Source organism: Mycobacterium montefiorense (assembly GCF_003112775.1).
Classification (GTDB): Bacteria; Actinomycetota; Actinomycetes; order Mycobacteriales; family Mycobacteriaceae; genus Mycobacterium; species Mycobacterium montefiorense.
This window is the reverse complement of record NZ_BFCH01000021.1, coordinates 226,542-248,541: the sequence shown is the minus strand read 5'-3', so window position 1 is coordinate 248,541 and position 22,000 is coordinate 226,542. Positions and strand designations below refer to the sequence as shown.

Below are 22,000 nucleotides of genomic sequence, written 5' to 3'. Positions count from 1 at the left end.
TGGTGCGGATGTCAGCAAAGGCGGAATACGCGGTGCGGGCGATGATTCAGCTCGCCACCGTGGACAGCGGCACGTTGGTGAAAACCGACGACTTGGCCCAGGCGCAGGGCATACCGCCGCAGTTTCTGGTCGATATCCTCACCAACCTGCGCACCGACCGCCTGGTGCGCAGCCACCGCGGTCGCGACGGGGGCTACGAGCTGGCCCGTCCGGGGAGCGAGATCAGCATTGCGGACGTGCTGCGCTGCATCGACGGGCCGTTGGCCAGCGTCCGAGACATCGGCCTCGGTGATCTGCCGTACTCGGGACCTACGGCGCCGCTGGCCGACGTCTGGCGTGCGTTGCGCGCCAGCATGCGCTCGGTGCTGGAGGAGACGACCCTGGCGGATGTCGCGTCCGGTACCCTGCCCAAGCACGTCGCGAAGCTCGCCGACGACTATCGCAGCCAGGAGAGCGTCCGGCACGGCGCTTCGCACGCCGACTAGTCCGCGGCGCTCAGCCGGCTGATCCGTAGGGCTGAGTCAGAATCTCCATGGCATGCCCGGAGGGATCCAGGAAGTAGACCCCGCGGCCTCCGTGGTGGTGGTTGATCTCGCCGGGACGGCTTTGGCGAGGATCGGCCCAATGCGCCAGGCCACGCGATTGGATCTTGCCGTAGATGGTGTCGAACTCCGGCTCGGAGACCAGGAAGGCGTAGTGCTGCCGCCGGATCTCCTCGCCCTCGGGGGCGTTCGCGAAATCGAGGTTCACGCCGTGCTCGAGTGCGACGACCATGAAGTTGCCGAACGGCAACGGGGCGGGCAGGTCGAAGAGCTCGGCGAGAAACTCTGCGGATTCGCGTTTGTCGCGTGCGGCGACGATCGTGTGGTTGAAATTGATGGACATAGTTCTTTCCAGCTTACTTGGGCGCGGTCAGTTCCAAGGCGATGTTGTCGGGGTCGCGGAACTCCAGAATGTACGACGGCCCAATGTCTTTGATCGGCTCGTGCTCAACCCCGACTTCATCGAGATGTGCTGCCGCGGCATCCAATTCTGCCAAGCTGGCGAGCCGGAACGCGATGTGGTCAAGTCCGCAGCGGTCTTCGTGGAAGCGGTCCGTGCCGACCGGCCGCAGCCCGAGAAGCGTGCCGCCGAGGTCATAGATGACGCCGCCATACAGAAAGCCCAACTGGTTGCGGGTTGCCTCGCTGGCGTTCTCGGGAACTTCCAGCAGCACTGGCCACTCGAACACGCTCTCGTAGAACTGCCGCGACCGCTCGATATCGGTGACGGTCAGGCGGACATGTGCGATGGACGTACTCGTGAAGGGCACTCGCCCCATGCTGCCACTTCGGGAAGCAGGGTTGAAGGCATGCCAGAATCGCCGTCGTGCGGATAGCAATGACAATGCCCGTGATGGAGCCGGATTTGGATGCCATGGTGCTGGAGTCCTGGGCGCGTGAGATCGACGAGGGGCCGTTCTCGTCGCTGTGCTGGGGCGAGCGCATCGCGTTCGAAAATCCGGACAACCTCACGCTGCTCGGCGCGCTCGCTGCCTGGACCAAACGGGTGCGGCTGATGACGACGGTGATCGTGCCGCAGCTGCACGATCCGGTGATGCTGGCGAAAGGTCTGGCGACCGGCGACGTGCTGTCCGGCGGGCGGTTGTCCGTCGGCCTCGGCGTGGGCGGCAGGCACGAGGACTACCACGCGGTGGGCGCCGACCCGGCGACGCAGACAATGCGCGACATGGCCGAACGGGTTGCGGTGATGAAGCGAGTCTGGGCCGGCGAAAAGATCACCGAGTCGGTGCTCCCGGTCGGACCCGCCCCGGTTCAGCCCGGTGGTCCGCCGCTGTTCGTCGGCAGCATCGGGCCGAAGACCATCCGCAGCGCGGCCGCCTGGGCCGACGGGCTGGCCGGCACCACCTTGGACCTGGACGTCGACAAGCAGAATGAGCTTTTCGACGTCGCGCGGGCGGCGTGGGCGCAAGCCGGCAAGCCCAAACCCCATCTGGTGACGTCGTTCTGGTTCGCCTTTGGCGCACCCGAGCAGTCCCGAGCCCAGGTCCATCGTCATCTGCTGCGCTACATGAACTGGATACCTGCGCAGTACGTCGACGCGATGGCCCCGACGACCGGCTGGGCCGGCAACGAGGACGAGTTGGCGGCGGTGTTGCGCAAATTCGAAGAGATCGGCACCGACGAGGTTCAGCTCATTCCGACCAGTTCGGACATCGGCCAGGTGCGCCGTGCCGCGGACGTCGCCGCGCGGTTCTAAGCTCCGAGGCGTTCGCGACCGATATCCGGTTGCTGCGGCGGTCGGCCCTTTTGCAGCGTCGCCACCAATTCGCGGTAGGGACCGACGAGGTAGACGGTGTCGCCGGCACGCAGCCGGGCGTCGCGACGCGGGTGTAGTTGCACCGGGGCGTCGTCTCGGGTGATCGCGATAACGCGGGTTTGCGTGGACAGTTCGAACATCCGCAGGCCGTCGAGCTCGCTGCGCGCTGCCACGTGCATACCGCCCACCATGAAGTAGCGCTGCCCGACGGAAAATGTCCCCAGCACCTGCAGGCCCATCGCGGCGCCGACGAACCACGGGGCGGCCAGTGCGACGGTCGAACGGACTGTGTCGAAACCGAACCGCTCGGCCACCGCGGCGCCCAGCGCACGGTCGTAGATGCGCAGCACGATCGGCATGTCGGGCCGGATGACCTTGGGCATGACCCGCGGCCCCAACATCTCGCGCAGCACGATCCCGGTCTCGATGTTGACCATGTCATCGCGGGTCAGCACGGCCACCGCACGCGCGGTGTCGACACGGGCTGCTTCCAGCGTTTGGCGCAGCGTCGCATCCCCGAAGATCACCGGCACCCGGAGTTCGGCGGCCGTCGACAGGAAGCGATTGTTCTCGTCTAGCTCGATCACCGCCACGTCGTATCCGGCGGCGGTCAGGTCGGCGCTGACGCGGCTGCCGAACGAGCCCAGCCCGACGACGACGACGTGATTGCGCAGGTGGCGCGCGCGCCGGCGGCCGGCCGTGTGAGCGAAGCGCCGCGAGATCAGTAGGTCGGCGATGAACGCGACAAGGACAGCGGTGGTGGTCAGCCCGCCGAACATCAACATGATGCTGAACAGTCGCAGCCAGGTGGGCTGTGACAGGAAGCTGAAGTCGCCGTAGCCCACCGTCGCGATCGTCTCGGTGCTGAAGTACAACGCGTCGACCCAGGTCATTTTCGCGTGCGGCTGGTAGCAGTAGCGCAACAACACCGTCGAGCCGATCAGCACGGTCAGCACCGCGGCGACCGCGCGCATGAACATCGGGTTGACGTCGTTGCGCAGGCCGCGCGCGACGTCAAGGGCGCGCCGTAGCCGGCGCTGACGGATGCGTGTCGTGTTCGGCCTCGGGCCCTTGATGCCGCGCGCCGCAAGCTCTTCGACGGTGCCGATCATCGTGGTCCAGTCGCCGGCGCGAACCTTCAGGTCGCGACCCGGGCAGGTCTCGAGCAACCCGGGCGTGGGCGAGTCCTTGCCGTGGACCACCGCCACCGGCGCCAGGTCTGCGTAGATCTCGCGCAGCGTGGCGTCATAGGGCGCTTCCGCACCGGCCACCAGAAATTTGATGCCGGCCGCTTCGAAGGGGTGCGCGGTGTGCGCCAGAGCAGCCTCGACGACCGACGGTGCCGCCAGCTCGGCGACATCGAGGATGGCGCCGGGACCGTTATCGTCGGCAACCGCTTCGCGCAGTACATCATTGGCCAGCCGGGCCACCACACGCACATTGGGATTGGCTTTCCTTGCCAGCAGCGCGATTTCGAGATTTATCGCGTCGTCATCGCCGGCGCAGACCACGGCGGCCGCGCGAGCAATCCCAGCCTCGACGAGATCGTCCTTGGTGTCGGCGACATTGTCATCGACGAGCTTGACGATGGTTGCGCCGGCGGTTTCCAGCTCCTCGGCTATCGTCGTCGCGAGCGCGTCGTCACCGCTGACGATGATGTGGCCGTGCATGCACACCCCACCTCCCGTCGCATCGCGTTGTTATGACTATCGGCTACTGTGCCGGTTTCTGCCAGCGAAACGCCTTGCGCTACAGGACGCGAACGTCGGAAGGCCCCCAGAACGCCCGCATCGACGTGATCTTCGCGTCGTCGTCGAACGTCATCAGCGAGATGGGCGAGATGCGAGTACGGGTGTCTCCGGCGTCGAGCGTCAGGTGCCAGTAGAACGCCGCCTCGTTGCCACCGACGCGCACTTCGGCGAGTTCGGTGTCTTTCTTGGCATCTTGGAACGCCGTGTAGAACTCGCGGACCGCATCCTGGCCGCGCCGCACCTCCGATCCGGCGGGATCCTCGATGGTGGCGTCGGCGCTGTAGAGATTCACAATCTCGTCGGTGGCGCCGTTGGCGACGTGCGTGAGATAGCTATTGACGGTCTGGGTGATGGCTTCTTGGGAAGGCATGGCATCGGACGCTACCTCTTCGCCACGGCCGTCGCGTCCGGATGGTCGCATTCATACTGGGCCACGTGCATTTCATCGAACGCCTCGCGTCGCGTGAGATCTATCGGAATCCGTGGCTGATCTTCCGGGAGGACGACATCCGCCGCCCGGACGGCAGTCCCGGGATCTACGCCGTGGTGGACAAGCCGACCTACGCGCTGGTGATGCCCTACGACGGTCGCCGATTCCGGCTGGTTGAACAGTTCCGCTACCCGGTCGGCGCGCGACGCTGGGAGTTTCCCCAGGGCACCGCACCCGATTTGGCCGACGCCGATCCCGCCGAGCTGGCCGCGCGTGAACTCCGCGAGGAGACCGGGTTGAGCGCGACGTCCTTCGAGGCGCTCGGTCTGCTCGATGTCGCTCCCGGAATGACGAGTCAGCGCGGTTGGGTGTTCCTGGCCACCGGGATCTCCGAAGGAGAAACAGCGCGCGAGCACGAGGAGTAGGACATGCGCAGCGAGTGGTTCTCACGCGAAGACGTCGAGCAGATGATCCGCTCGGGGGTGATGGCCGACTCGCAGTCGGTTGCGGCCTATGGCCTGTTCCTGCTGCACGGGCGATGAGTTTTCGGGCCGGCATCGGTCAACACCGCTATGACGATCACAGCGCACAATCTCGACGGGTACGGGGCGCCGACGATTGAGTGGACCCGTGTCAAAACGGTGCTGGACGGCCAGCTGACGCAGGCGCCGGGCAGCGGTGGTCCGCAACGCCATACGGCGTGGCTGACGACAATCAACCCCGATTCCAGTCCGCAGGTGCGGCCCGTTGGGGTGACTGCGCACAACGGCAGCTGGTATTTCACGTCCGGATCCGCGACCCGGAAGTCTCGTAACCTGGCCCGCGACCGCAGATGCGTGGTCAGCGTCGCGACCGATCAGTTCGACCTGGTCCTCGAGGGAACCGCCGAAAGGATCAGCGATAGCGGCGAATTATCCTCCGTCGCAGCCGCTTTCGTGTCTTCCGGATGGCCCGCCGAGGTTGCCGGCGACGCGCTCACCGCCGAGTACAGTGCTCCGTCGGCGGGTCCGCCGCCGTGGCATGTCTATCGTGCGAGCCCGTCGACCGTGTTCGCGATGAGCACATCGGAACCATTCGGCGCCACAAAGTTTCACCTGCGCTGAGTTACGGCGCGATCGTGTCCCTGCCGATATCGCATCGCGTCATCGAATCCGCACCATGGACATGGTGTGTTCGCGTTCGAAGTTCGGCCGCCACCTGGCGATGGTGCTTGGCGTCGTCGCGATCCTTTGCGCTCCTGCGGTTTCGGTGCACGCGGCGACCCCGGTGTGGAATGGCAAGTACTCGCTGGTGAGATACGCCGTGAACAAGACGGGCACCAGCGTGGCGGCCGGTCAAGCCGAACCCACGTTCAGCGCCGACTACGTCTTCGTGACGTCGTGTTCGTCGGGCAAATGCGTCGCGACAGCCACGAACGGACCGGTCCCCAAGAACCCGACGTTGCCCCAGCCGTCTCACTACGTCTGGGACGGATCAAGGTGGGTGGAGCACTTCGACTTCCAGTGGGATTGCTACATGGGGGAGGGCGTCCCGAAAGTTTGGGCACCCGCGAAGTCGTGGGCGTTCTACATGCCGCAACCGGACGGCACGCTACGCGGGACCTGGCACACCGACATCACCAGCGGCCCGTGTCGTGGAACCGTGGAGATGCCGGTGGCGGCGGTTACTGCGTCTTAGGGGCAGTAGTTGGATTCGGCGGCGCTCACGACGCCGGTCGCGTCGCTGAGGCTGATGCCCGGGTTTTGCTTCTGCACCACCTGGGCCAGCTGGTCTGGGGTATCGCCGTTGGCGCGGTCGGCGCAAATCAGATGCCCGAGCTGGATCAGCGCGGTGCTGTCCCCGGTGAGGCCGATCTTCTTAATCTGCGCGAGGTACCCGTCGTCGTCAGCGACCGCAATCCCGGTGCTCACGGTCAATGCCGCGGCAACGATGGCGGGGGCACTCAGTAAATACAGTTTGCGAGCGGAGATCATGGTCGGCTCCTTGTCTGGGAGGGGCGGTACAACGGCATCATTATGCGGTCCCCGAAGCGGGCGTGCGCACCGAATTGACCAAGCGGGCAAAGTCTCACGCCCCTCACGTCGGTGAGTCCCCGGGCCCGAGATCCTTCCGCCCCTAACGGATACGCCGTCGGAAGGGGCGTGCGCGGGGCCGGCGTTTAGCAAAATGGCCAGGCTGCGATGGAAAAAGGCGCCTTGCTTCAATACTCGTGAAATAGTGACCGGCTGCAATCATGTCATTTTCGGAATTTCTCCCGAGTGTCGCTATGGGACAACGTGACCTGGTGGTTAGGTCGGGACTGTGACGTCCATGGTGAAGTTGTTCCGCGACACCGCCGCGGTTCGGATATTCGTTGTCGTAGTGCTCGGAGTCGCCGTCGCGATCGCGGTAGGCCATGCCAGCGGTTGGCGCTTCGCCGTCGTTGGTTGGATCACCGGCGCCGGGGTGTATGTGGTGTGGACGCAGCTGATCCTGCGCGGCATGGATGCCGACCAAACTCGCATCTGGGCCACCCGGGAAGACCCGACCCGCTGGCTCGCCGACGCGGTGATCCTGTCGGCGAGCGTGGCAAGCCTGGGCGGCGTCGGATATGTGGTGGCCGCCGGGTCGCGTTCCGGTACCGAGGCGATCCAAGCCGCCATCGTCGGCATTCTGACGGTCGCGGCATCTTGGTTCGCCGTGCACACGTTGTTCACCGTGCACTACGCGCGGCTCTACTACTCGGATAATCCGGGCGGCATCGACTTCCACGACCCGGAGCCGCCGCGGTTTCGCGACTTCGCCTATGTCGCCTTCACCGTCGGCATGACCTACCAGGTGTCAGACACCGAGATCAACTTGACGTCCATCAGGGGAACAGTGTTGCGACACGCAATGATCTCTTACTTGTTGGGCGCGGTTGTTCTCGCGGTCACGATCAATTTGATCGCGGGGCTGAGCTCCAAGGTGTGATCGACGCCGAGCGTCTCGCCCGCCAGAGTGGCGCCAAAATGCTTGGGCGCCAGAATGATTCTTCAGACCGATGCTGCTTGCTAGCCGACTCTGGTGAGGGTGAAGATGTCGCGGTTGTCTTCGAGACCACAGGGCGCCGACGTCGTCAAGAAGTCGACTTCGCCGGTGAGCGTGAGCGGGTCCCACGATTGGGTGATGTCGATCGGGTGCTGGCTGCTATCCGGGCAGATCGCGCCTTCGGGGATCGACCGGTTAACGGTGTACCGGCCGTCGACCAACGGGGCATCAAAGCCGTTATCCATCGAAGTTGACACATGAGCGACGCAGCCCGGCGTGCACGTGGTGTGGACGATCCAGGTCCCGTGACCGCCGTCTTCGTCGGCGTAGTGATACACCCCGTTCATCTTCGCGTCGTCCGGCGTTGCGAGGGGCTCCGCGGAGGCGTTGGGCGCCGGCAGCGTTGCCACGCCGGCAAAAAATAGAGTTGCTGCGATGGCCGCACTGATCCTCATCTTTTTGCCCTCATGTCTTGTCTCCCTTGGCCGCTGGCCGTATGAGGTGAAACGTATCGGCAAACCCGAGCGGATTGCCCGGTTGGTCGTGGACGCATATTGAATTGAAAGACAGATCGGCGAGTGGGGCCGAAAAATTCTATGAAGTTGGCCAGCGTCCGAGCCGGGCGGCGTGCCACGCCGGATTGCACCGGGGTGCTGTTCCGTCAGGCGGAACCGGCGGTTGGGACATCGGGGGTTCGTTGCCTATTCCTAGATGCATCAGTGCGTCTCGGAGGGATATCTATGGCAGTGCAAGACTCGAAGTACGACTTCATCGTCATTGGCGGGGGATCAGCCGGATCGGTTCTGCCGGTTCCGCGCTTCGGCGACATTTGCGAGAACATTTATTGCGCTGGTGATCTGCTATGACACAGGGACCGCGCGATTACCTGTACGGCGGCGACTTCGCTGCGGAGCGTGCCCGACTTGCGGGCATCGAAGCCCTGTGGGACCCGGGGAGCCAGTCGCTGCTGGATGAGCTCGGACTCGACGCCGGCTGGCGATGCCTCGAAGTCGGTGCCGGAGGGGGCTCGTTGGTCAACTGGATGGCCGGACGGGGCGCGGCGGTTACCGCGGTGGACATCGACACGCGATTCATCGACCACCTCGCATCGGAGTCCGTCGACGTTCGGCGCCTGGATATCCGAAGCGACGACCTTCCCCCGGGTGGGTTCGACCTTGTGCATTCGCGCCTCGTACTCGAGCACCTTTCGGATCGCGAGAACATCCTTCGTAAGCTCGCCGGGGCGTTACGCCCGGGCGGCTGGATCGTCATCGAGGACTACGAGTTCAGTTGTTACAGCCTGGGCGATCAGCCGTACCTTGACGCGACGGTGCGCGCGATGGGCGCGGTTATGGAGCAGGCAGGATTTGATCGGACTTTCGGGCGCAGGGTCGTCGACGAGCTCGTTGCAGCGGGGTTGACCGACGTTCGGGGCGAAGGCCGCACGCGAATAATCGACGCGCAGTCTCCGGGCTTCGACTTCTTCAAGCTTTCGTTCGAGAGCATTCGGGATGCGATCGTCGCGGCGGGTGGCCTATCTGCCGCTGATGCCGAGGCGACCGCGGCCCGGTTCGCGGACCAGAGCATGCGCATCTTCACGCCAATCGTGATGGCCGGAATCGGCCGCCGATCCTGATCGCTCCGGCGTGGAATCGCGTGGCGACTCCACGCGTTGTCTAACGGGTGAAGCATCACGTCACAGGCGAGGGGGCAGACACGGGCAAGCGTTCGGGGCAAGGCAGGTTGGTGCGCAGCGCGTTTGCGATGCTGCGGGTGCTGGGCCGAACGCAGGCCCCGGTCGGGGTCGGCAGACTTGCGGCGGCGGTCGGTATCCCAAAGACGACGGCGCATCGACTGCTGGAGCAAATAGCCCGCGAGAGCATCGTCGAGCGTCGAGACCGCAAATGGATGCTCGCGAAGGGCTTTCACGATGTCGACCGCCGGCACAGTGATCTTGGCGGCGCTGCGCATCCGCGGCTATACGCGGTGACGCACGCGACGGGCGCAACGTTGTGTCTCTATCTGCGGTCGGCGGAGAAGCTGCGCTTCTTGACCAGTACGCAGGGACACCGCACGGCGCGGGTGATGACCGCTTTCGAGCAATCCGTCGCACCAAAACATCCGGCGTCGGCGGTGTGGCAAGCGGTTGAAACGGGGCGACTCGCCTCCGAGCATCGAGTGGTGCATCCGGAATGCTGCTGTATCGCTACGCCGTTCGCGCTCCCGTCGGGTGATATCGCGGTTCTGGGGCTGGCTCTGCCCGATCATCGGGCGGTGGAAGCGCTCAAGCGCCCGCTGGACAGGGTGGCGTCGTTGATTGTCGATGACGTCAATCGGCTGGAAAGCTGCTGACGTCGCTTAGCAGTGCGGCGCCCAGCACCTCTGGTTAGGGCAATACGTCGCATGCGCGATACTGACCATGGATCCGACATCTCCGACCGCGATGCCCCGCGGGTCCAAGTTGGCGTGGACGTCCCGGGCAATCTGGTCCGCCGTCCAGCCCCAGCCGAGGTCGTCGCAGATGAGCTGCGCCATTCCGATCATGGCGGCATCGTGGCCGGGCGCCCAGGTGAGGCCGGAAGCGCGCAATTGAGCAAGGTATGCGTCATTAACGGGGTCGGCGGCCGCAACGGGAGTGCCTGCAACCAGGGCGGCACCAACCATGGCAGCGACGGTCATTCCGGCCAGCCAGCGAGATGAGGACATGACTCAGTGTGCGATGCCAAAGCGGCGCACATATGAAGAGACAGAGAAAATTAGCCCTGCCAGGATTCGAGCCCAGCCGTCAGGTGCGGGCGGCCAGGCCGGCGGCGGCCCGGATCTGCCGACGAGCCGCAGCGCGGTCGGCCTCGGGAAATATGTAGTGGCTCAATGCGGTCCGCGCGATGGCGCCGGCAAGGTCGCGGGGATCCACCGCTGCAGACAGCGCCCCCTCGCGGGCACAGCGCTGCAGAACCTCGACCAGCCCTTCGGCAAGCATGGGCAGCGCCGCGGCCATCTGGTCGTGCGCGAAGCCCGGCTCGAGGTCGAGCAGTCGCCCCGGCGGCTGAGCCTCGAGGAAGTTCGCGACCGCGTCGACCGCCGCCTCCAATCGTGCGACGCCGACGACTCCAGACGTCGCGTCCTCCATCGCGGTGCTGAAGCGCCGGCGTTCGCGTTTTCCCATCGCGTCGATCAGGTCTTCTTTGGACACGAAGTAGCGGTAGATGGTGGGCCGTGACACCCCGGCCAGGGTCGCCACGTCCGACAGCGACATCTTGCGTGCACCGGTCCGGAAAACGAGCCGCTGGGCCGCGTCCAGGATTCGATCGGCCAGATCCCCATGATCTGAGCCGAATTTGCGCGATTCGGCGAGCGGCACCGTGGCGGCCCCTACAGCTTGCCGAGGTTGCGTAGCCACGAGATCAGCAGCCGCAGTCCGTCGTCAAAGGACATCGGCGCATAGCCAAGGCGCCGGGTGGTCAGGTTGTCTTTGGTTCTGGTCCTGCGCTCGCTGCGGGCCGCGGCCTTCGCGATGGCCAGCAAGGTAGGCCCGAATTCGGCAGTCAGCGCCTCGGGGTCGGTGCGGTAGTCGAGATCCTGGACACGGTGCTCGATTTCGGCGATCTCGCAGGCGCGGTTGATGCCGCCGGCGGTACTGAAGGTGTCTTCGGGCCGGCCGACCAACAGGTAGCGCTCACCGGCCGCCCCCTGGTCCAATGCGGCGATCGAGCCCTTCGCGACGTCCGCTCCGGCGACCCAGGTCACCGGAAAAGCCAAATAGCGCTTGATCTTTCCGCGCATGCCTGCCAACAGCACCCGATTGAAACTGGTGCGGTGCAATGCGCGTTCGACGACCAGGCCGGGACCGTAGATTGCGCCGGGGTGGCAGGTCAGCACGTCGTCTCCCGCGGCCGCGCGCCGGTGGGCTTCCAGGAAGGCCGCGAGCTTGGTGACGGTGTAGGGGTCGTTGGGCGGGTTTTGCAGAATGGGCGCCTCTTCGAAGTCGAGGCCGGTGCTCAAGTCGAGGAAGGTGGCGGTGCTCAGGGCAACGACCCGACGCATGCCATGGGCTTTGGCCGCATCCAGGACGTTGGTGGTGCCGACCGTGTTGACCGCCTTGAAGTCCGCGAGGTCCTGACTCGCGCCGCCGAGCAACGCCGCACAGTGGATCGCCGCCTCGGCACCCTTGGCCGCGTGTGCCACGTCGTCGGCGTCGCTGATGTCGCCCTTGACCAATTCGACGCCGATCCCGGCCAGCGCGGTGGCTTCATCGGGATTGCGAACCAGGGCGCGGACGTGGTCGCCCCGCGCAATCAGTTGCTCGCAGACGTTGCCGCCGCTCTGGCCGGTCGCGCCGGTGACGAAGATCGTGCTGGCCATCGCGGCCTCCCTTGGGCTTGCTACGTATTACATATTGAACATAATATGTGAGAACTGTAAACCGCGAAGTGGGAATGTTCTATAGTCAACCGCATGACACTCGATCCCTCAAGCGTGTTGCTGACCGATCGCGTCGCGGTGGTCACCGGCGGTGGCGCAGGCATCGGCCGGGGCATCGCGGCCGGGCTGAAGGCCTTCGGTGCGCGGGTGGCGATCTGGGAGCGCACCCCCGAAACGTGCGCGTCGGCCGCAGACGAGATCGGTGCTCTCGGCATCCCCGTCGACGTCCGGGACAGCGCCGCGGTGGATACCGCACTGGCGCAGACCTCCAGTGAGCTCGGGCCGGTGACGATCCTGGTCAACAATGCCGGCGGCGTCTTCTGGTCGGGGATCCTCGAGACCACCGAGAACGGCTGGGACGCCCTGTACAAGTCCAACCTGCGCCACGTTTACCTGTGTACGCAGCGGGTGGCCCGCAACCTCGTCGAGCAGAAACTGCCCGGCAGCATCATCAGCGTCACCTCGATCGAGGGCGTGCGCGCCGCGCCCGGTTATGCGACCTATGCGGCGGCCAAGGCGGGCGTCATCAACTACACCAAGACCGCCGCGCTCGAACTTGCCCCGCACGGCATCCGGGTCAACGCGCTGGCCCCCGACATCACCCTGACCGAAGGCATCCAGGCGATTGCGCCACCGGGTTCCGAGCAGCGATTCGGACTCACGGTTCCGATGGGGCGCGCGGGCCATGTCGACGAGATGGCAGGCGCGGCAGTGTTTCTCGCATCCGACATGTCCAGCTACGTCACCGGCCAAACGATCCACGTCGACGGTGGCACTCATGCCGCCAGCGGCTGGTATCACCACCCGGAGACCGGCGCATACGCGCTCGGGCCGACAACTACATAGGGCGAGGAAGAAATTCTTTAGTTCACATTCGCTGAATAGCGCTTTGTGCCGATAATGGCTGCAATTAATCGCCTGTATTCATCGCCACGTGCGCCGACATTCCGCCGTCGATCGAAATCATTTGTCCGGTGATGTAGCGGGACCGCTCCGACGCCAGAAAAACGACGAGTTCTGCGACGTCTTTTGGCTGTCCGACATACGGCGTCAACGTGGCGCGGCCCAGGCCATCGAGGATTTCGGGGGACAGGTGCGCGCGCACGGCGTCGGTCAGGATCAAGCCGGGCACGACGGTGTTCGCTCGTACGCCTTGCTTGCCCTCGCTGGTGGCCACATACATCGTCAGGGCGTGCACCCCGGCTTTCGAGACGCCGTAGGCCAGCCGGGTCCGGTCGCCAGACAGGGCCGCGCCCGACGACATATTGACGATCGAGCCCCCGCCACTCTTCCGCATCTCGGGGACGGCGTATTTGCACATCAGCAGCTGACTTCCGAGGTTGACCTGCAGCGACCGCTGCCATACGTCCATGGGCATCTCGGTGACCGTGGTGTCGCGAGACAGGAAGCCGCTGGCGGTCAGCGCGGCGTTGTTGTGCAGGACATCGAGCCGGCCGAACTCCGCCACCGTGGCCTGCACCACCGACCTCGCCACCTCTTCCTCAGCGAGATCGCCGCCCAGCGCGATGGCGTGCGCACCGGTTTGCCGAATCTCGTCGGCGACCTCGTCGGCCTTCGCCTCGTCGATGTCGACGACGGCAACGGCCGCGTCTTCGCGGGCTAATTCGTTCGCCGTCGCCGCACCAATCCCGCCGGCACCTCCGGTAACTATCGCGACCTTTCCGGCAAGTCTGAACATCGATTTCTCCTTTTCACTACTGCGTAAAAAAGATAGCCTGAATTAATGCCGCGTATTGCGCCGATCCCGATGGAAGAACTCAGCTCGCACTCCCGCGAAATCGTCGATGCCGGCGTGGCCGCCGGGCTCTACGCGACGCCGGTGCCGTTGCAGATCTTCGCCTATCGCAGCGCACAGCTGGAGCAAGTGAACATGGCCAGGACGCACCTCGGTGCCGGCACTCTGCTCGGCGGCCGGATCCTCGAGTTACTGCGTATCCGCAGCGCCCAACTCGGCGAGTGCGAACCCTGTAGCCAGTCGCGCAAGCATGATTCGATCACCGACGACGATGTCGCATGCCTGCTGGCGCCCGGCCACGGCGCGCTGACGCCGCAAGAGCAGATGGCCGTCGAGTTCCTCGATCTGCTCTCCGCTGATCACCACGCCATGGACGACGAGTTCTACCAGCGGTTGGGTGAGCAATTCACCGCCGCGCAGATCATCGAGCTCGGTTTCACCTGCGCGGGCGTGATGGGATTGCACCGCTTCATCCACACCCTCGATGTCTACGGCGACTCCGCCCCCGTCATCACGTACGGCCAGGATCAGGTCGACAGCACGAAGCCGGTGTAAGGGCTAAGGTTCTCGCACTGGCCTCGACATATGAAGGTAGGGAGGCGAACTCGGTGAAACTCGCAACATCTGCGGCCGCCCTGGCCCTCGTGTCGGCACTCGCTGTACCGGCGGCGGCGAATACGACAGCGGCAGCCACGCCATGGTGCGGGGCCGATTCGCTGAGTCTGGCCGCCAGTCCACCGATTTCGCCCGGCCAACAAATTTATCTGCACTTTTACGTGATTTTGACGAATGTCTCCCAGCAGACCTGCACCCTGCGGGGCTATCCCGGCGTGGACCTCGTCGGCCCCGACGGCCCGACGTTAGGCCCCACCTACAGCCTGCCTAGACAGAGCGGCGATGTGCAGGCCGTCGTTCTCGCGCCAGGAGCATCGGCCGCCAGCCTGGTGGCCTTCCTGCCGAAGATAGGCCCTGGCGGCTGGGAGCCGGCCTGGCCGCCTACCACCATCGTGGTGACTCCGCCGGACTCCACCACCCAGCTACAGACTCCCTGGATTGCCGACGGCCTCACCGTGCTACGACAGGGCGACGGAACCCACCCGGGCGGCCACGTCGGGCCGCTGCAACCGTACGCGTGAATCCTGTTGTGCGGATCTAGGTTTCGAATGGAATGGGCTCATCATCGATGATCAGGTCTCGTTCAATCGCGCCGCTTGTCGCAACCGTCGCGCTGATCGCAAGTATCGCCGTCGCAGCGTGTAGTCGAAGTCCCGACGCGTCCGCGGCCGATTACGCCGTGTACGCGGAATACTCGCTGTCGAACAAGCCGATGGTTGCCGGGTGGAACGCCCGCGTCTTCAACAAAAAGGAAGTCCAGGAAGGCGAGAACATCAGCCTCGACGACCGGACCGGCGTAGTGACGCTGCGGGCTGGTCTGTATCACGTCACGGCGATGTCGCTCGTCAACTCCTACGACGTGGCCAACACGGCCATCATCCCGACGTTATTGGCGCCACCGGCCGGCTATGCGCGGCTGCGATATCTCGAGGATGCCCTGGCGCCGGATGTCGTTCCCACCATCGACGTGCTCAACGCCAGCAATGCCAAGGCGCTGTCCATCGGCACCGGAAGCGACGCCAACGCGCTGCCGAGCTTCATGGAGACCTTCGTGAGGGTCAAGGACAAGGCCAACCTCGTCGTCGAGCACCAGGTCGGTAATGAGGTGAAGGGCCTCTATCTGCAGGTCAACGCGAACGGCTCGGCCTGGCACGTCAACGCACGGATCTCGATCCAACGGCTGTGAGGCGATAGACGACGAGTTAGATCGAAGCGGTCGTAGGGTCGACGCGCGCCTCATCGCGCTGATACCGCGGGGCGTTCGACAACAAGACCACATAGAGCACGTCGAGAACCAGAATCTCAACGTAGATCACCAGCCAGAGAACATTTCCCGGGGTGTAGAGGTACTGGGAGATGGAAGCGGTCAACGTGCCCAGCAGCTTGCCCCAGGCTATCCACATGCTCTGGCCGCGCCGATCACCGCGACGAATGAGCATGCTCAAGAACAGCGCCGACATGACCAGGTTGTCGACGAACGCCGTATAAACCGAGCCGCTTTCGCGTCCGAACACCGACACCGTGGCGATCATCATCGGGGCCACCATGACAAAAGTGAAGACGAAGGCGGGCCAGAAGTAGACCTCGGGAAGGCTTTTCGGGTAGTCGGAGCGCCAGTACTTCAAGAAGACCGCCAGGATCGCGATATCGGCGGCGAACCAGATCAGGTTGATCACCTCCTGCATCACTCCGCCGACCGACGGATAGACGAACGTGAACAGGAACTCCCAGGTGATGTTCATTGCCAACGCGAGAAAGGGCATCGCGGATGCGCGGTCGAGCAGGCCCTGCCGTATCACGCATGCGTAGGTGATGATCCAGAAGATCCCGCTGGCAAGCCCGAACATCTCGATCATGGACATCGGAGACTCATTCCGCCGTGGTCAACATACAGACTAGTAGTCTGTAACATGTGGCGTGGTCAAATCGACGACTCAGTTCTGAACACCGGTGCGTCGGCCGATGACGAGACGAACCCAGGCCGATCGCCGTGCCGCGACCCGCGCGGCCATCGTGGCGGCCGCCCGCGAATTGTTCACCGAGCACGGCTATCACGGGTGCAGCATCGACGCGATCCTGGATCGCGCCGGATCCAGCAAGGGGGCCTTCTATCACCACTTTTCGGACAAGGCCGCGGTGCTCGAGGCGCTACTCACCGACTTCGAGGAGGAGGGCGTCCGCAGGGCCAGAGAGTGGAGTGCCGGGATAACCTCGCCCCTCGAGATCATGCGGATGTCGGTACGGAACCTATTAGATTGGTGCACCGACCCTTACATCCGGCAGGTCGTGCTGACCGACGCGTTATCGGTGCTTGGCTTTACCCGGTGGCACCAGATTGACGATCGCTACACCCTCGACGTTCTGGATCGACTGCTTCAGCGCGGCATCGCGACAAAAGAGGTGCGACCGCTGCCCTCGACCCGGATGACCGCTCGGCTGATCATCGCCGCAACAAATGAGGCGGCCCTGTTCGTCGCAAACGCGCTCGATGTCGACGCCGCCCGCGCAGAGGCGCTTGCCGGCATCGACTTCATGATCACCTCGATTGCCGCTTAATCATCGGAAGCCTTGGTGTTGTTGCTATTTCGTCTCCGCGCGTCGATATGCACTCGGGGTGACACCGCAAAATTTCTTGAACGCGTGGGTGAATGCGCCTTCCGAGGAATATCCGATTTCGGCCGCCACCGAACTAACGGTGCGTGCGGTGGACCGCAGCAGCCGAGACGCCGCACGCATGCGCAGTGCCGACAGGTACGCCAGCGGTGATACCCCGACGCCGTCGGTAAATCGCTGAGCAAACGAGCTCCGGGACATGTTGGCGGCGGCGGCGAGTTCGGCGACGTTCCAGTTTCGGCCGGGGGTCACATGCATCGCCGCCAGCGCCGGGCCCAGGTTGGGATCGCGCAGGGCGCGCAGCCAGCCATCAGTTTCGGTGCAGTCGAGCAACGTCCGAACCACCTGCACGATCAGGATCTGCGTCAACATATTCCGCATTACGGTCGTCCCGGCTGCGCTGTCGCGGGTCTCACGCTCGAGCATCTGCAGGGCCGGTCGCAACGTCTCGGCGCCGTCGCTGCCGGCCGCGATCCTGGCGCGGCTCGGAACGTAATCCAGCAGCAACGCCGCGGTCGTCTCGTCGAACTTCAGACTGGCGCATACCTGGACAAATCGATCCGGATCGTTGTCAATGACGTTGAGCCGCAGCACTGTCGAGGGCCAGATCGCTTCGTACAAGGCCTTCGCGTCGCGCGGCTCGAGCGACAGGTCCGAGGCCGCCTGAAACGGCCGACCGCTCGAAAGCAGGTAGCAGTCACCCGCTTTCAGCTGCACCGGGACGGTGTCATCGGTGATCAACCAACTCTGGCCCGACAGGACCGCACCAACCTTCACATGGCGATAGCCCGGCAGGCTCAATGACCACGGACCGCTGGCCTCGAACCGACACGATTCGGCGACTTCGGAGTCGAGCATCTCAACAACGTCAGTCAGCGGGTCCATCCAAGCTCCTGGACGATCGAGTAAGTAACGCGGACTCACGGCCATGGCCTGGCCTTCCAATCCACTTTTAACTGGCTATCGGGTGCATTTATTGCATCCCGCCCGCCCCGCGGCGTGTGGCGAGCCCAAACCTGTCGTGGGGGGGGGGAACGTTGACCAAATTCGTCTTTGCTCATGGGTCATGGCACGGATCCTGGTGCTGGGAGCGAGTCAGGCCCATCCTGGTCGGCACAGGCCACCAGGTTGCGACCGTCGATCTGCCCAGCGGGGATCCGTGGGCGGATGTCATGGACTATGTCACCGCGATCGAGATGGCCATCGAGCCACCCCTGAATGACGTTGTACTAGTCGCGCATTCGTCGGCTGGCTTAGCGGCGAGTGTCGTCGCGCGCCGGTTGGCGCTGCGTGAACTTGTGTTGGTGGCCGCATTCCTTCCGCGGCGCGCTGTCAGCGTCCTTGAACGGATCGCCGATGGCGAGCGCATGTTGCTGGACGCGTGGGGCCAAGCCTTTGCTGGGATGTCGCGAGACGAGTTCGGCGGGACGACGTTGACCCCGCGATCGCCGAGGAATTCTTTTACCACGATTGCGCGCCCGACGATGTCAGGAGCACTGTCCTGCCGCGGCTGACCACAGAGCGTGCCACCAGACTGTTCTCCGAGCCGATCCCGCTGCCCGACGAAAGACTCACGCGCAGTCGCTATGTGGTGTGCACTGCGGACTGCGCACTCAACCCGGAATGGGCCCGCCAGGCGGCCGGGCAGTTCTGTGACGAGGTGGTCGAGTTCGACGCCGGACATTCCCCGTTCTGGTCGAAACCAGATGAGTTGTGTCACTTGCTGACATCGGGCGATGACAGCGATATCGCACGCCAAACGTCAGCTTGAGGGCCGTGCATCTCACTGCAAGAGTGCGGCCCGGCAACTCAGCTCGGCAGCCTGAACTGGCTTGACCTGCGTAAACGGTGGTGCCCCCGGCAGGATTCGAACCTGCGGCCTTCTGCTCCGGAGGCAGACGCTCTATCCCCTGAGCTACGGGGGCGCACGATATTGGTACTGCGCCATTGGGCCCCGACAGACTAACGCATCGAGGTGGCTGCGTCGTCACCGCAATGGATTCGGGGCGTAAGCGCGCCAACCAATAGGATGGACGCTCGTGACCCCCGCTGACCTGGCTGAGCTGCTCAAAACCACCGCATCCGCGGTGCTTGCCGAGCATGGCCTCGACGTGTCTGCGCTACCGGCGACGGTCACCGTCGAGCGTCCCCGTAATCCCGAGCACGGCGATTACGCGAGCAACCTGGCGATGCAGCTGGGCAAGAAGGTCGGCACCAACCCGCGTGAACTGGCCGGATGGCTGGCCGAGGCGCTGGCCGGTGCCGACGGTGTGGCGTCGGCGGAAGTCGCCGGGCCGGGCTTCATCAACTTGCGCCTCGAGTCCTCGGCCCAAGCCAAGGTCGTCAACGATGTCATCGACGCCGGCGACCGCTTCGGTCACTCCGAGGAGCTGGCCGGCCGCAAGGTCAACCTGGAATTCGTTTCCGCCAACCCCACCGGGCCGATCCACATCGGCGGGACCCGCTGGGCCGCCGTCGGCGATGCCCTGGGCCGGTTGCTCTCGACACAGGGTGCCGACGTGGTCCGCGAATACTATTTCAACGACCACGGCGCGCAGATCGACCGGTTCGCCAACTCTCTGATCGCCGCGGCCAAGGGCGAACCCACCCCGGAGGACGGCTACGCCGGCACCTACATCAACGACATCGCCGCGCAGGTGCTGGCGAAGGCGCCCGACGCGCTGAGCCTGCCCGAAGCCGAGATGCACGAGACCTTCCGTGAAATCGGCGTCGACCTGATGTTCACCCACATCAAGGCATCGCTGCACGAGTTCGGCACCGACTTCGACGTCTACACGCACGAAGAGTCGATGCACACCAGCGGCCGGGTCGACGAAGCCGTTGCCAGGCTTCGCGAGTCCGGCAACATCTACGACAAAGACGGCGCAAGCTGGTTGCGCACCAGCGCTTTTGGCGACGACAAGGACCGCGTCGTGATCAAGAGCGACGGCAAACCCGCCTACATTGCCGGCGACCTTGCCTACTACCTGGACAAGCGGCAACGCGGTTTCGACCTGTGCATCTACATGCTCGGTGCCGACCACCACGGCTACATCGCCAGACTCAAAGCCGCGGCCGCCGCCTTCGGCGACGACCCGGCGACCGTCGAGGTGCTGATCGGACAGATGGTCAACTTGGTCCGCGACGGCCAGCCGGTGCGGATGAGCAAGCGCGCCGGCACCGTGATCACGATCGACGACCTGGTGGACGCGCTTGGCGTCGACGCCGCACGGTACAGCCTGACCCGCTCCTCGGTGGACACCGCCATCGACATCGATCTCGCGCTGTGGTCCTCGGCATCGAACGAAAACCCGGTCTATTACGTGCAATACGCGCATGCTCGGCTCTCGGCGCTGGCACGCAACGCCGCCGAGCTCGGCCTGATCCCCGACACCGGGCACCTCGAACTGCTCAGCCATGAGAAGGAAGGTGCGCTGCTGCGCACCATCGGAGAATTCCCACGGGTACTCGAAACCGCTGCGTCCCTGCGGGAACCGCATCGGATCTGCCGCTATCTGGAAGACCTCGCCGGTGACTATCATCGGTTCTACGACTCGTGCCGGGTATTGCCCCAGGGCGATGAACAACCCACCGACCTGCACACCGCACGCCTGGCGCTGTGCCAGGCCACCCGCCAGGTCATCGCCAACGGCCTGGCAATACTCGGCGTCAGCGCCCCGGAGAGAATGTGAACGTCCACTCCGCCGGTACCACGGATAGCCCGCCCCGGCCGCAGTCGCCCGAAGAGTTGCTGCTGTTGGCGCCGAATGTCTGGCCGCGCAACATGGTTCGCAACGATGACGGAATCGCTGTCATCGCCGGGATCCCGGTGACCGATCTGGCCCAACAGTACGGAACGCCGCTCTTCGTCATCGACGAGGACGACTTCCGCGCGCGCTGCAAAGAGATTGCGGCGGCATTTGGCGGCGGCACCAATGTCCACTACGCCGCTAAGGCATTCCTGTGCACCGAGATAGCGCGCTGGATCGACGAAGAGGGCCTCTCGCTTGACGTGTGCACCGGCGGGGAATTGGCCATTGCGTTGCACGCCAACTTCCCGCCGGAGCGGATCACGTTTCACGGCAACAACAAATCCGTCGCGGAGTTGACTACCGCGGTCAAAGCCGGTGTGAGTCACGTGGTTGTGGATTCGATGACCGAAATCGAGCGTCTCGAAACCATTGCGGGCGAGGCGGGCGTCGTGCAGGACGTCTTCGTTCGGCTCACCGTCGGCGTCGAGGCACACACCCACGAGTTCATCTCCACCGCGCATGAGGACCAGAAGTTCGGCCTGTCGGTGGCCGGCGGCGCGGCGATGGCAGCGGTGGAGCGGGTATTCGCGACCGATAACCTGCGACTGGTCGGGCTGCACAGCCACATCGGTTCGCAGATCTTCGACGTCGCCGGCTTCGAGCTGGCCGCGCGCCGTGTCCTCGGCCTGCTGCAGGAGGTTGTCGCCGCGTTCGGGGTGGACAAGACCGCGCAGATCTCCACTGTCGATCTCGGTGGCGGCCTGGGCATCTCGTACCTGGCCTCCGACGACCCGCCGCCGATGGCCGAACTGGCCGCCAAGCTGACCACGATCATCAGCAATGAGTCCGCGGCCGTAGGACTGCCGGTACCGCGTCTGGTGGTGGAGCCCGGGCGGGCGATCGCCGGACCGGGCACCATCACGCTGTACGAAGTCGGCACCGTCAAGGACGTCGAGGTCAGCGCGACGGCAATCCGGCGTTACGTGAGCGTCGACGGCGGCATGAGCGACAACATCCGCACCGCGCTCTACGACGCGCAGTACGACGCCCGGCTGGTGTCCAGGATCAGCGATGCGCCGGCCACGCTGGCCCGTATCGTCGGAAAGCATTGTGAGAGCGGCGATATCATCGTTCGCGACACCTGGGTACCGGGTGACCTGGGGCCAGGCGACCTGCTGGGGGTGGCCGCGACGGGTGCCTACTGCTATTCGCTGTCGAGTCGTTACAACATGATCTGCCGGCCCGCCGTGGTCGCGGTTCGCGATGGGCGGTCACGCCTGATCCTGCGCCGGGAGACGGTCGACGATTTGCTGAGTCTGGAAGTGAGGTGAAC

General features: G+C 64.6%; 29 protein-coding genes, 1 tRNA gene and 1 pseudogene. 18 read left to right on the top strand and 13 right to left on the bottom strand.

What is annotated here, in order from left to right; translation table 11 throughout:
- Window positions 1-2 precede the first annotated feature (2 nt).
- Window positions 3-485 (top strand): Rrf2 family transcriptional regulator, encoded by a 483-nt coding sequence (locus tag DB708_RS20895; RefSeq protein WP_108925313.1) that lies wholly within the window; start codon window positions 3-5, stop codon window positions 483-485.
- A gap of 10 nt (window positions 486-495) precedes the next feature.
- On the opposite strand, the gene DB708_RS20890 is transcribed toward DB708_RS20895, so the two are convergent.
- Both DB708_RS20890 and DB708_RS20885 read right to left on the bottom strand, forming a co-directional pair.
- Complete coding sequence (locus tag DB708_RS20890) at window positions 496-885, bottom strand: VOC family protein (RefSeq protein ID WP_108925239.1); 390 nt, start codon at window positions 883-885, stop codon at window positions 496-498.
- A gap of 13 nt (window positions 886-898) precedes the next feature.
- A complete protein-coding gene (locus DB708_RS20885; protein ID WP_108925237.1) occupies window positions 899-1,312 on the bottom strand; it encodes a VOC family protein in 414 nt (137 codons plus the stop codon).
- A 68-nt stretch (window positions 1,313-1,380) separates the two neighbouring features.
- Between DB708_RS20885 and DB708_RS20880 the strand changes: the two genes are divergently transcribed.
- Entirely contained in the window at window positions 1,381-2,259 is an 879-nt protein-coding gene (locus tag DB708_RS20880) for an LLM class flavin-dependent oxidoreductase (protein ID WP_108925235.1), read from the top strand.
- On the opposite strand, the gene DB708_RS20875 is transcribed toward DB708_RS20880, so the two are convergent.
- On the bottom strand, window positions 2,256-3,989 hold the full coding sequence (locus tag DB708_RS20875) for an NAD-binding protein (protein ID WP_108925234.1): 1,734 nt from the start codon (window positions 3,987-3,989) through the stop codon (window positions 2,256-2,258). The genes DB708_RS20880 and DB708_RS20875 overlap by 4 nt on opposite strands.
- 79 nt (window positions 3,990-4,068) lie before the next feature.
- Entirely contained in the window at window positions 4,069-4,440 is a 372-nt protein-coding gene (locus DB708_RS20870; RefSeq protein WP_108925232.1) for a nuclear transport factor 2 family protein, read from the bottom strand.
- Window positions 4,441-4,481: 41 nt separating this feature from the next.
- Between DB708_RS20870 and DB708_RS20865 the strand changes: the two are divergent.
- The 3 genes and pseudogenes from DB708_RS20865 (at window position 4,482) to DB708_RS20855 (ending at window position 6,177) form a co-directional block, all read left to right on the top strand.
- Window positions 4,482-5,042: pseudogene (locus DB708_RS20865) on the top strand (NUDIX domain-containing protein).
- A gap of 30 nt (window positions 5,043-5,072) precedes the next feature.
- The gene (locus tag DB708_RS20860) at window positions 5,073-5,603 is read left to right on the top strand and encodes a pyridoxamine 5'-phosphate oxidase family protein (RefSeq protein ID WP_108925230.1); all 531 of its coding nucleotides are present in this window, start codon (window positions 5,073-5,075) and stop codon (window positions 5,601-5,603) included.
- A gap of 55 nt (window positions 5,604-5,658) precedes the next feature.
- Window positions 5,659-6,177, top strand: a complete 519-nt coding sequence (locus DB708_RS20855) for an Rv2253 family sensor-like surface protein (RefSeq protein WP_457852096.1) — start codon at window positions 5,659-5,661, stop codon at window positions 6,175-6,177.
- Here DB708_RS20855 and DB708_RS20850 read toward each other — a convergent pair.
- Entirely contained in the window at window positions 6,174-6,473 is a 300-nt protein-coding gene (locus DB708_RS20850; RefSeq protein WP_108925228.1) for a DUF732 domain-containing protein, read from the bottom strand. The genes DB708_RS20855 and DB708_RS20850 overlap by 4 nt on opposite strands.
- A 337-nt stretch (window positions 6,474-6,810) precedes the next feature.
- Between DB708_RS20850 and DB708_RS20845 the strand changes: the two genes are divergently transcribed.
- Window positions 6,811-7,452 carry a DUF1345 domain-containing protein gene (locus tag DB708_RS20845; RefSeq protein WP_108925227.1) on the top strand — a complete coding sequence of 214 codons (642 nt, stop codon included), beginning with the start codon at window positions 6,811-6,813 and terminating at the stop codon, window positions 7,450-7,452.
- 80 nt (window positions 7,453-7,532) lie between these two features.
- Here DB708_RS20845 and DB708_RS20840 read toward each other — a convergent pair whose 3' ends face one another.
- On the bottom strand, window positions 7,533-7,919 hold the full coding sequence (locus tag DB708_RS20840; protein ID WP_108925225.1) for a hypothetical protein: 387 nt from the start codon (window positions 7,917-7,919) through the stop codon (window positions 7,533-7,535).
- A gap of 25 nt (window positions 7,920-7,944) precedes the next feature.
- On the opposite strand from DB708_RS20840, the gene DB708_RS28020 reads away from it, so the two are divergent.
- The 3 genes from DB708_RS28020 to DB708_RS20830 all read left to right on the top strand — a co-directional run bounded on the left by DB708_RS28020 (window position 7,945) and on the right by DB708_RS20830 (window position 9,861).
- On the top strand, window positions 7,945-8,067 hold the full coding sequence (locus DB708_RS28020) for a hypothetical protein (RefSeq protein WP_261859478.1): 123 nt from the start codon (window positions 7,945-7,947) through the stop codon (window positions 8,065-8,067).
- 304 nt (window positions 8,068-8,371) lie between these two features.
- On the top strand, window positions 8,372-9,145 hold the full coding sequence (locus tag DB708_RS20835; protein WP_108925223.1) for a class I SAM-dependent methyltransferase: 774 nt from the start codon (window positions 8,372-8,374) through the stop codon (window positions 9,143-9,145).
- A gap of 110 nt (window positions 9,146-9,255) precedes the next feature.
- Window positions 9,256-9,861 carry a helix-turn-helix domain-containing protein gene (locus DB708_RS20830; RefSeq protein ID WP_201263572.1) on the top strand — a complete coding sequence of 202 codons (606 nt, stop codon included), beginning with the start codon at window positions 9,256-9,258 and terminating at the stop codon, window positions 9,859-9,861.
- 6 nt (window positions 9,862-9,867) lie between these two features.
- On the opposite strand, the gene DB708_RS20825 is transcribed toward DB708_RS20830, so the two are convergent.
- The 3 genes from DB708_RS20825 to DB708_RS20815 all read right to left on the bottom strand — a co-directional run bounded on the left by DB708_RS20825 (window position 9,868) and on the right by DB708_RS20815 (window position 11,871).
- On the bottom strand, window positions 9,868-10,215 hold the full coding sequence (locus DB708_RS20825; RefSeq protein WP_235616869.1) for a DUF732 domain-containing protein: 348 nt from the start codon (window positions 10,213-10,215) through the stop codon (window positions 9,868-9,870).
- A gap of 79 nt (window positions 10,216-10,294) precedes the next feature.
- Window positions 10,295-10,870: a TetR/AcrR family transcriptional regulator gene (locus tag DB708_RS20820; protein WP_108925221.1), complete on the bottom strand. Its 576-nt coding sequence runs from the start codon at window positions 10,868-10,870 to the stop codon at window positions 10,295-10,297.
- Window positions 10,871-10,881: 11 nt separating this feature from the next.
- The gene (locus DB708_RS20815) at window positions 10,882-11,871 is read right to left on the bottom strand and encodes an NAD-dependent epimerase/dehydratase family protein (RefSeq protein ID WP_108925219.1); all 990 of its coding nucleotides are present in this window, start codon (window positions 11,869-11,871) and stop codon (window positions 10,882-10,884) included.
- Window positions 11,872-11,964: 93 nt separating this feature from the next.
- Between DB708_RS20815 and DB708_RS20810 the strand changes: the two genes are divergently transcribed.
- Complete coding sequence (locus DB708_RS20810; RefSeq protein WP_108925217.1) at window positions 11,965-12,777, top strand: SDR family NAD(P)-dependent oxidoreductase; 813 nt, start codon at window positions 11,965-11,967, stop codon at window positions 12,775-12,777.
- Between the two features lie 64 nt (window positions 12,778-12,841).
- On the opposite strand, the gene DB708_RS20805 is transcribed toward DB708_RS20810, so the two are convergent.
- Window positions 12,842-13,630: an SDR family NAD(P)-dependent oxidoreductase gene (locus tag DB708_RS20805; RefSeq protein WP_108925215.1), complete on the bottom strand. Its 789-nt coding sequence runs from the start codon at window positions 13,628-13,630 to the stop codon at window positions 12,842-12,844.
- Between the two features lie 45 nt (window positions 13,631-13,675).
- Between DB708_RS20805 and DB708_RS20800 the strand changes: the two genes are divergently transcribed.
- From DB708_RS20800 to DB708_RS20790, 3 genes are read left to right on the top strand one after another with little or no spacing between them, the layout of a single operon-like run.
- Complete coding sequence (locus tag DB708_RS20800) at window positions 13,676-14,242, top strand: carboxymuconolactone decarboxylase family protein (RefSeq protein WP_108925213.1); 567 nt, start codon at window positions 13,676-13,678, stop codon at window positions 14,240-14,242.
- A 53-nt stretch (window positions 14,243-14,295) separates the two neighbouring features.
- Window positions 14,296-14,823 (top strand): DUF4232 domain-containing protein, encoded by a 528-nt coding sequence (locus DB708_RS20795; protein WP_108925212.1) that lies wholly within the window; start codon window positions 14,296-14,298, stop codon window positions 14,821-14,823.
- Window positions 14,824-14,870: 47 nt separating this feature from the next.
- Entirely contained in the window at window positions 14,871-15,488 is a 618-nt protein-coding gene (locus tag DB708_RS20790; protein ID WP_108925210.1) for a hypothetical protein, read from the top strand.
- 16 nt (window positions 15,489-15,504) lie between these two features.
- Here the strand turns inward: DB708_RS20790 and DB708_RS20785 are convergent, their stop codons facing one another.
- Window positions 15,505-16,164 carry a transmembrane-type terpene cyclase gene (locus tag DB708_RS20785; protein WP_108925208.1) on the bottom strand — a complete coding sequence of 220 codons (660 nt, stop codon included), beginning with the start codon at window positions 16,162-16,164 and terminating at the stop codon, window positions 15,505-15,507.
- A gap of 100 nt (window positions 16,165-16,264) precedes the next feature.
- Here DB708_RS20785 and DB708_RS20780 point away from each other — a divergent pair, with 100 nt between their 5' ends.
- Window positions 16,265-16,858: a TetR/AcrR family transcriptional regulator gene (locus DB708_RS20780; RefSeq protein ID WP_108925206.1), complete on the top strand. Its 594-nt coding sequence runs from the start codon at window positions 16,265-16,267 to the stop codon at window positions 16,856-16,858.
- Between the two features lie 24 nt (window positions 16,859-16,882).
- Here the strand turns inward: DB708_RS20780 and DB708_RS20775 are convergent, their stop codons facing one another.
- On the bottom strand, window positions 16,883-17,800 hold the full coding sequence (locus tag DB708_RS20775) for an AraC family transcriptional regulator (RefSeq protein ID WP_165839880.1): 918 nt from the start codon (window positions 17,798-17,800) through the stop codon (window positions 16,883-16,885).
- A gap of 152 nt (window positions 17,801-17,952) precedes the next feature.
- On the opposite strand from DB708_RS20775, the gene DB708_RS20770 reads away from it, so the two are divergent.
- Both DB708_RS20770 and DB708_RS28330 read left to right on the top strand, forming a co-directional pair.
- Window positions 17,953-18,429, top strand: a complete 477-nt coding sequence (locus DB708_RS20770; RefSeq protein WP_165839879.1) for an alpha/beta fold hydrolase — start codon at window positions 17,953-17,955, stop codon at window positions 18,427-18,429.
- Entirely contained in the window at window positions 18,360-18,686 is a 327-nt protein-coding gene (locus DB708_RS28330; protein ID WP_409347620.1) for an alpha/beta hydrolase, read from the top strand. Before DB708_RS20770 ends, DB708_RS28330 begins: the two co-directional genes overlap by 70 nt.
- A 78-nt stretch (window positions 18,687-18,764) precedes the next feature.
- Here DB708_RS28330 and DB708_RS20760 read toward each other — a convergent pair.
- Window positions 18,765-18,840: transfer RNA gene (locus DB708_RS20760), tRNA-Arg, on the bottom strand.
- A gap of 114 nt (window positions 18,841-18,954) precedes the next feature.
- On the opposite strand from DB708_RS20760, the gene argS reads away from it, so the two are divergent.
- Window positions 18,955-20,607, top strand: a complete 1,653-nt coding sequence (gene argS, locus DB708_RS20755; RefSeq protein ID WP_108925200.1) for an arginine--tRNA ligase — start codon at window positions 18,955-18,957, stop codon at window positions 20,605-20,607.
- Entirely contained in the window at window positions 20,604-21,998 is a 1,395-nt protein-coding gene (gene lysA, locus DB708_RS20750; protein ID WP_165839878.1) for a diaminopimelate decarboxylase, read from the top strand. The genes argS and lysA overlap by 4 nt, the downstream gene beginning before the upstream one ends.
- The last annotated feature ends 2 nt before the right edge of the window (window positions 21,999-22,000 follow it).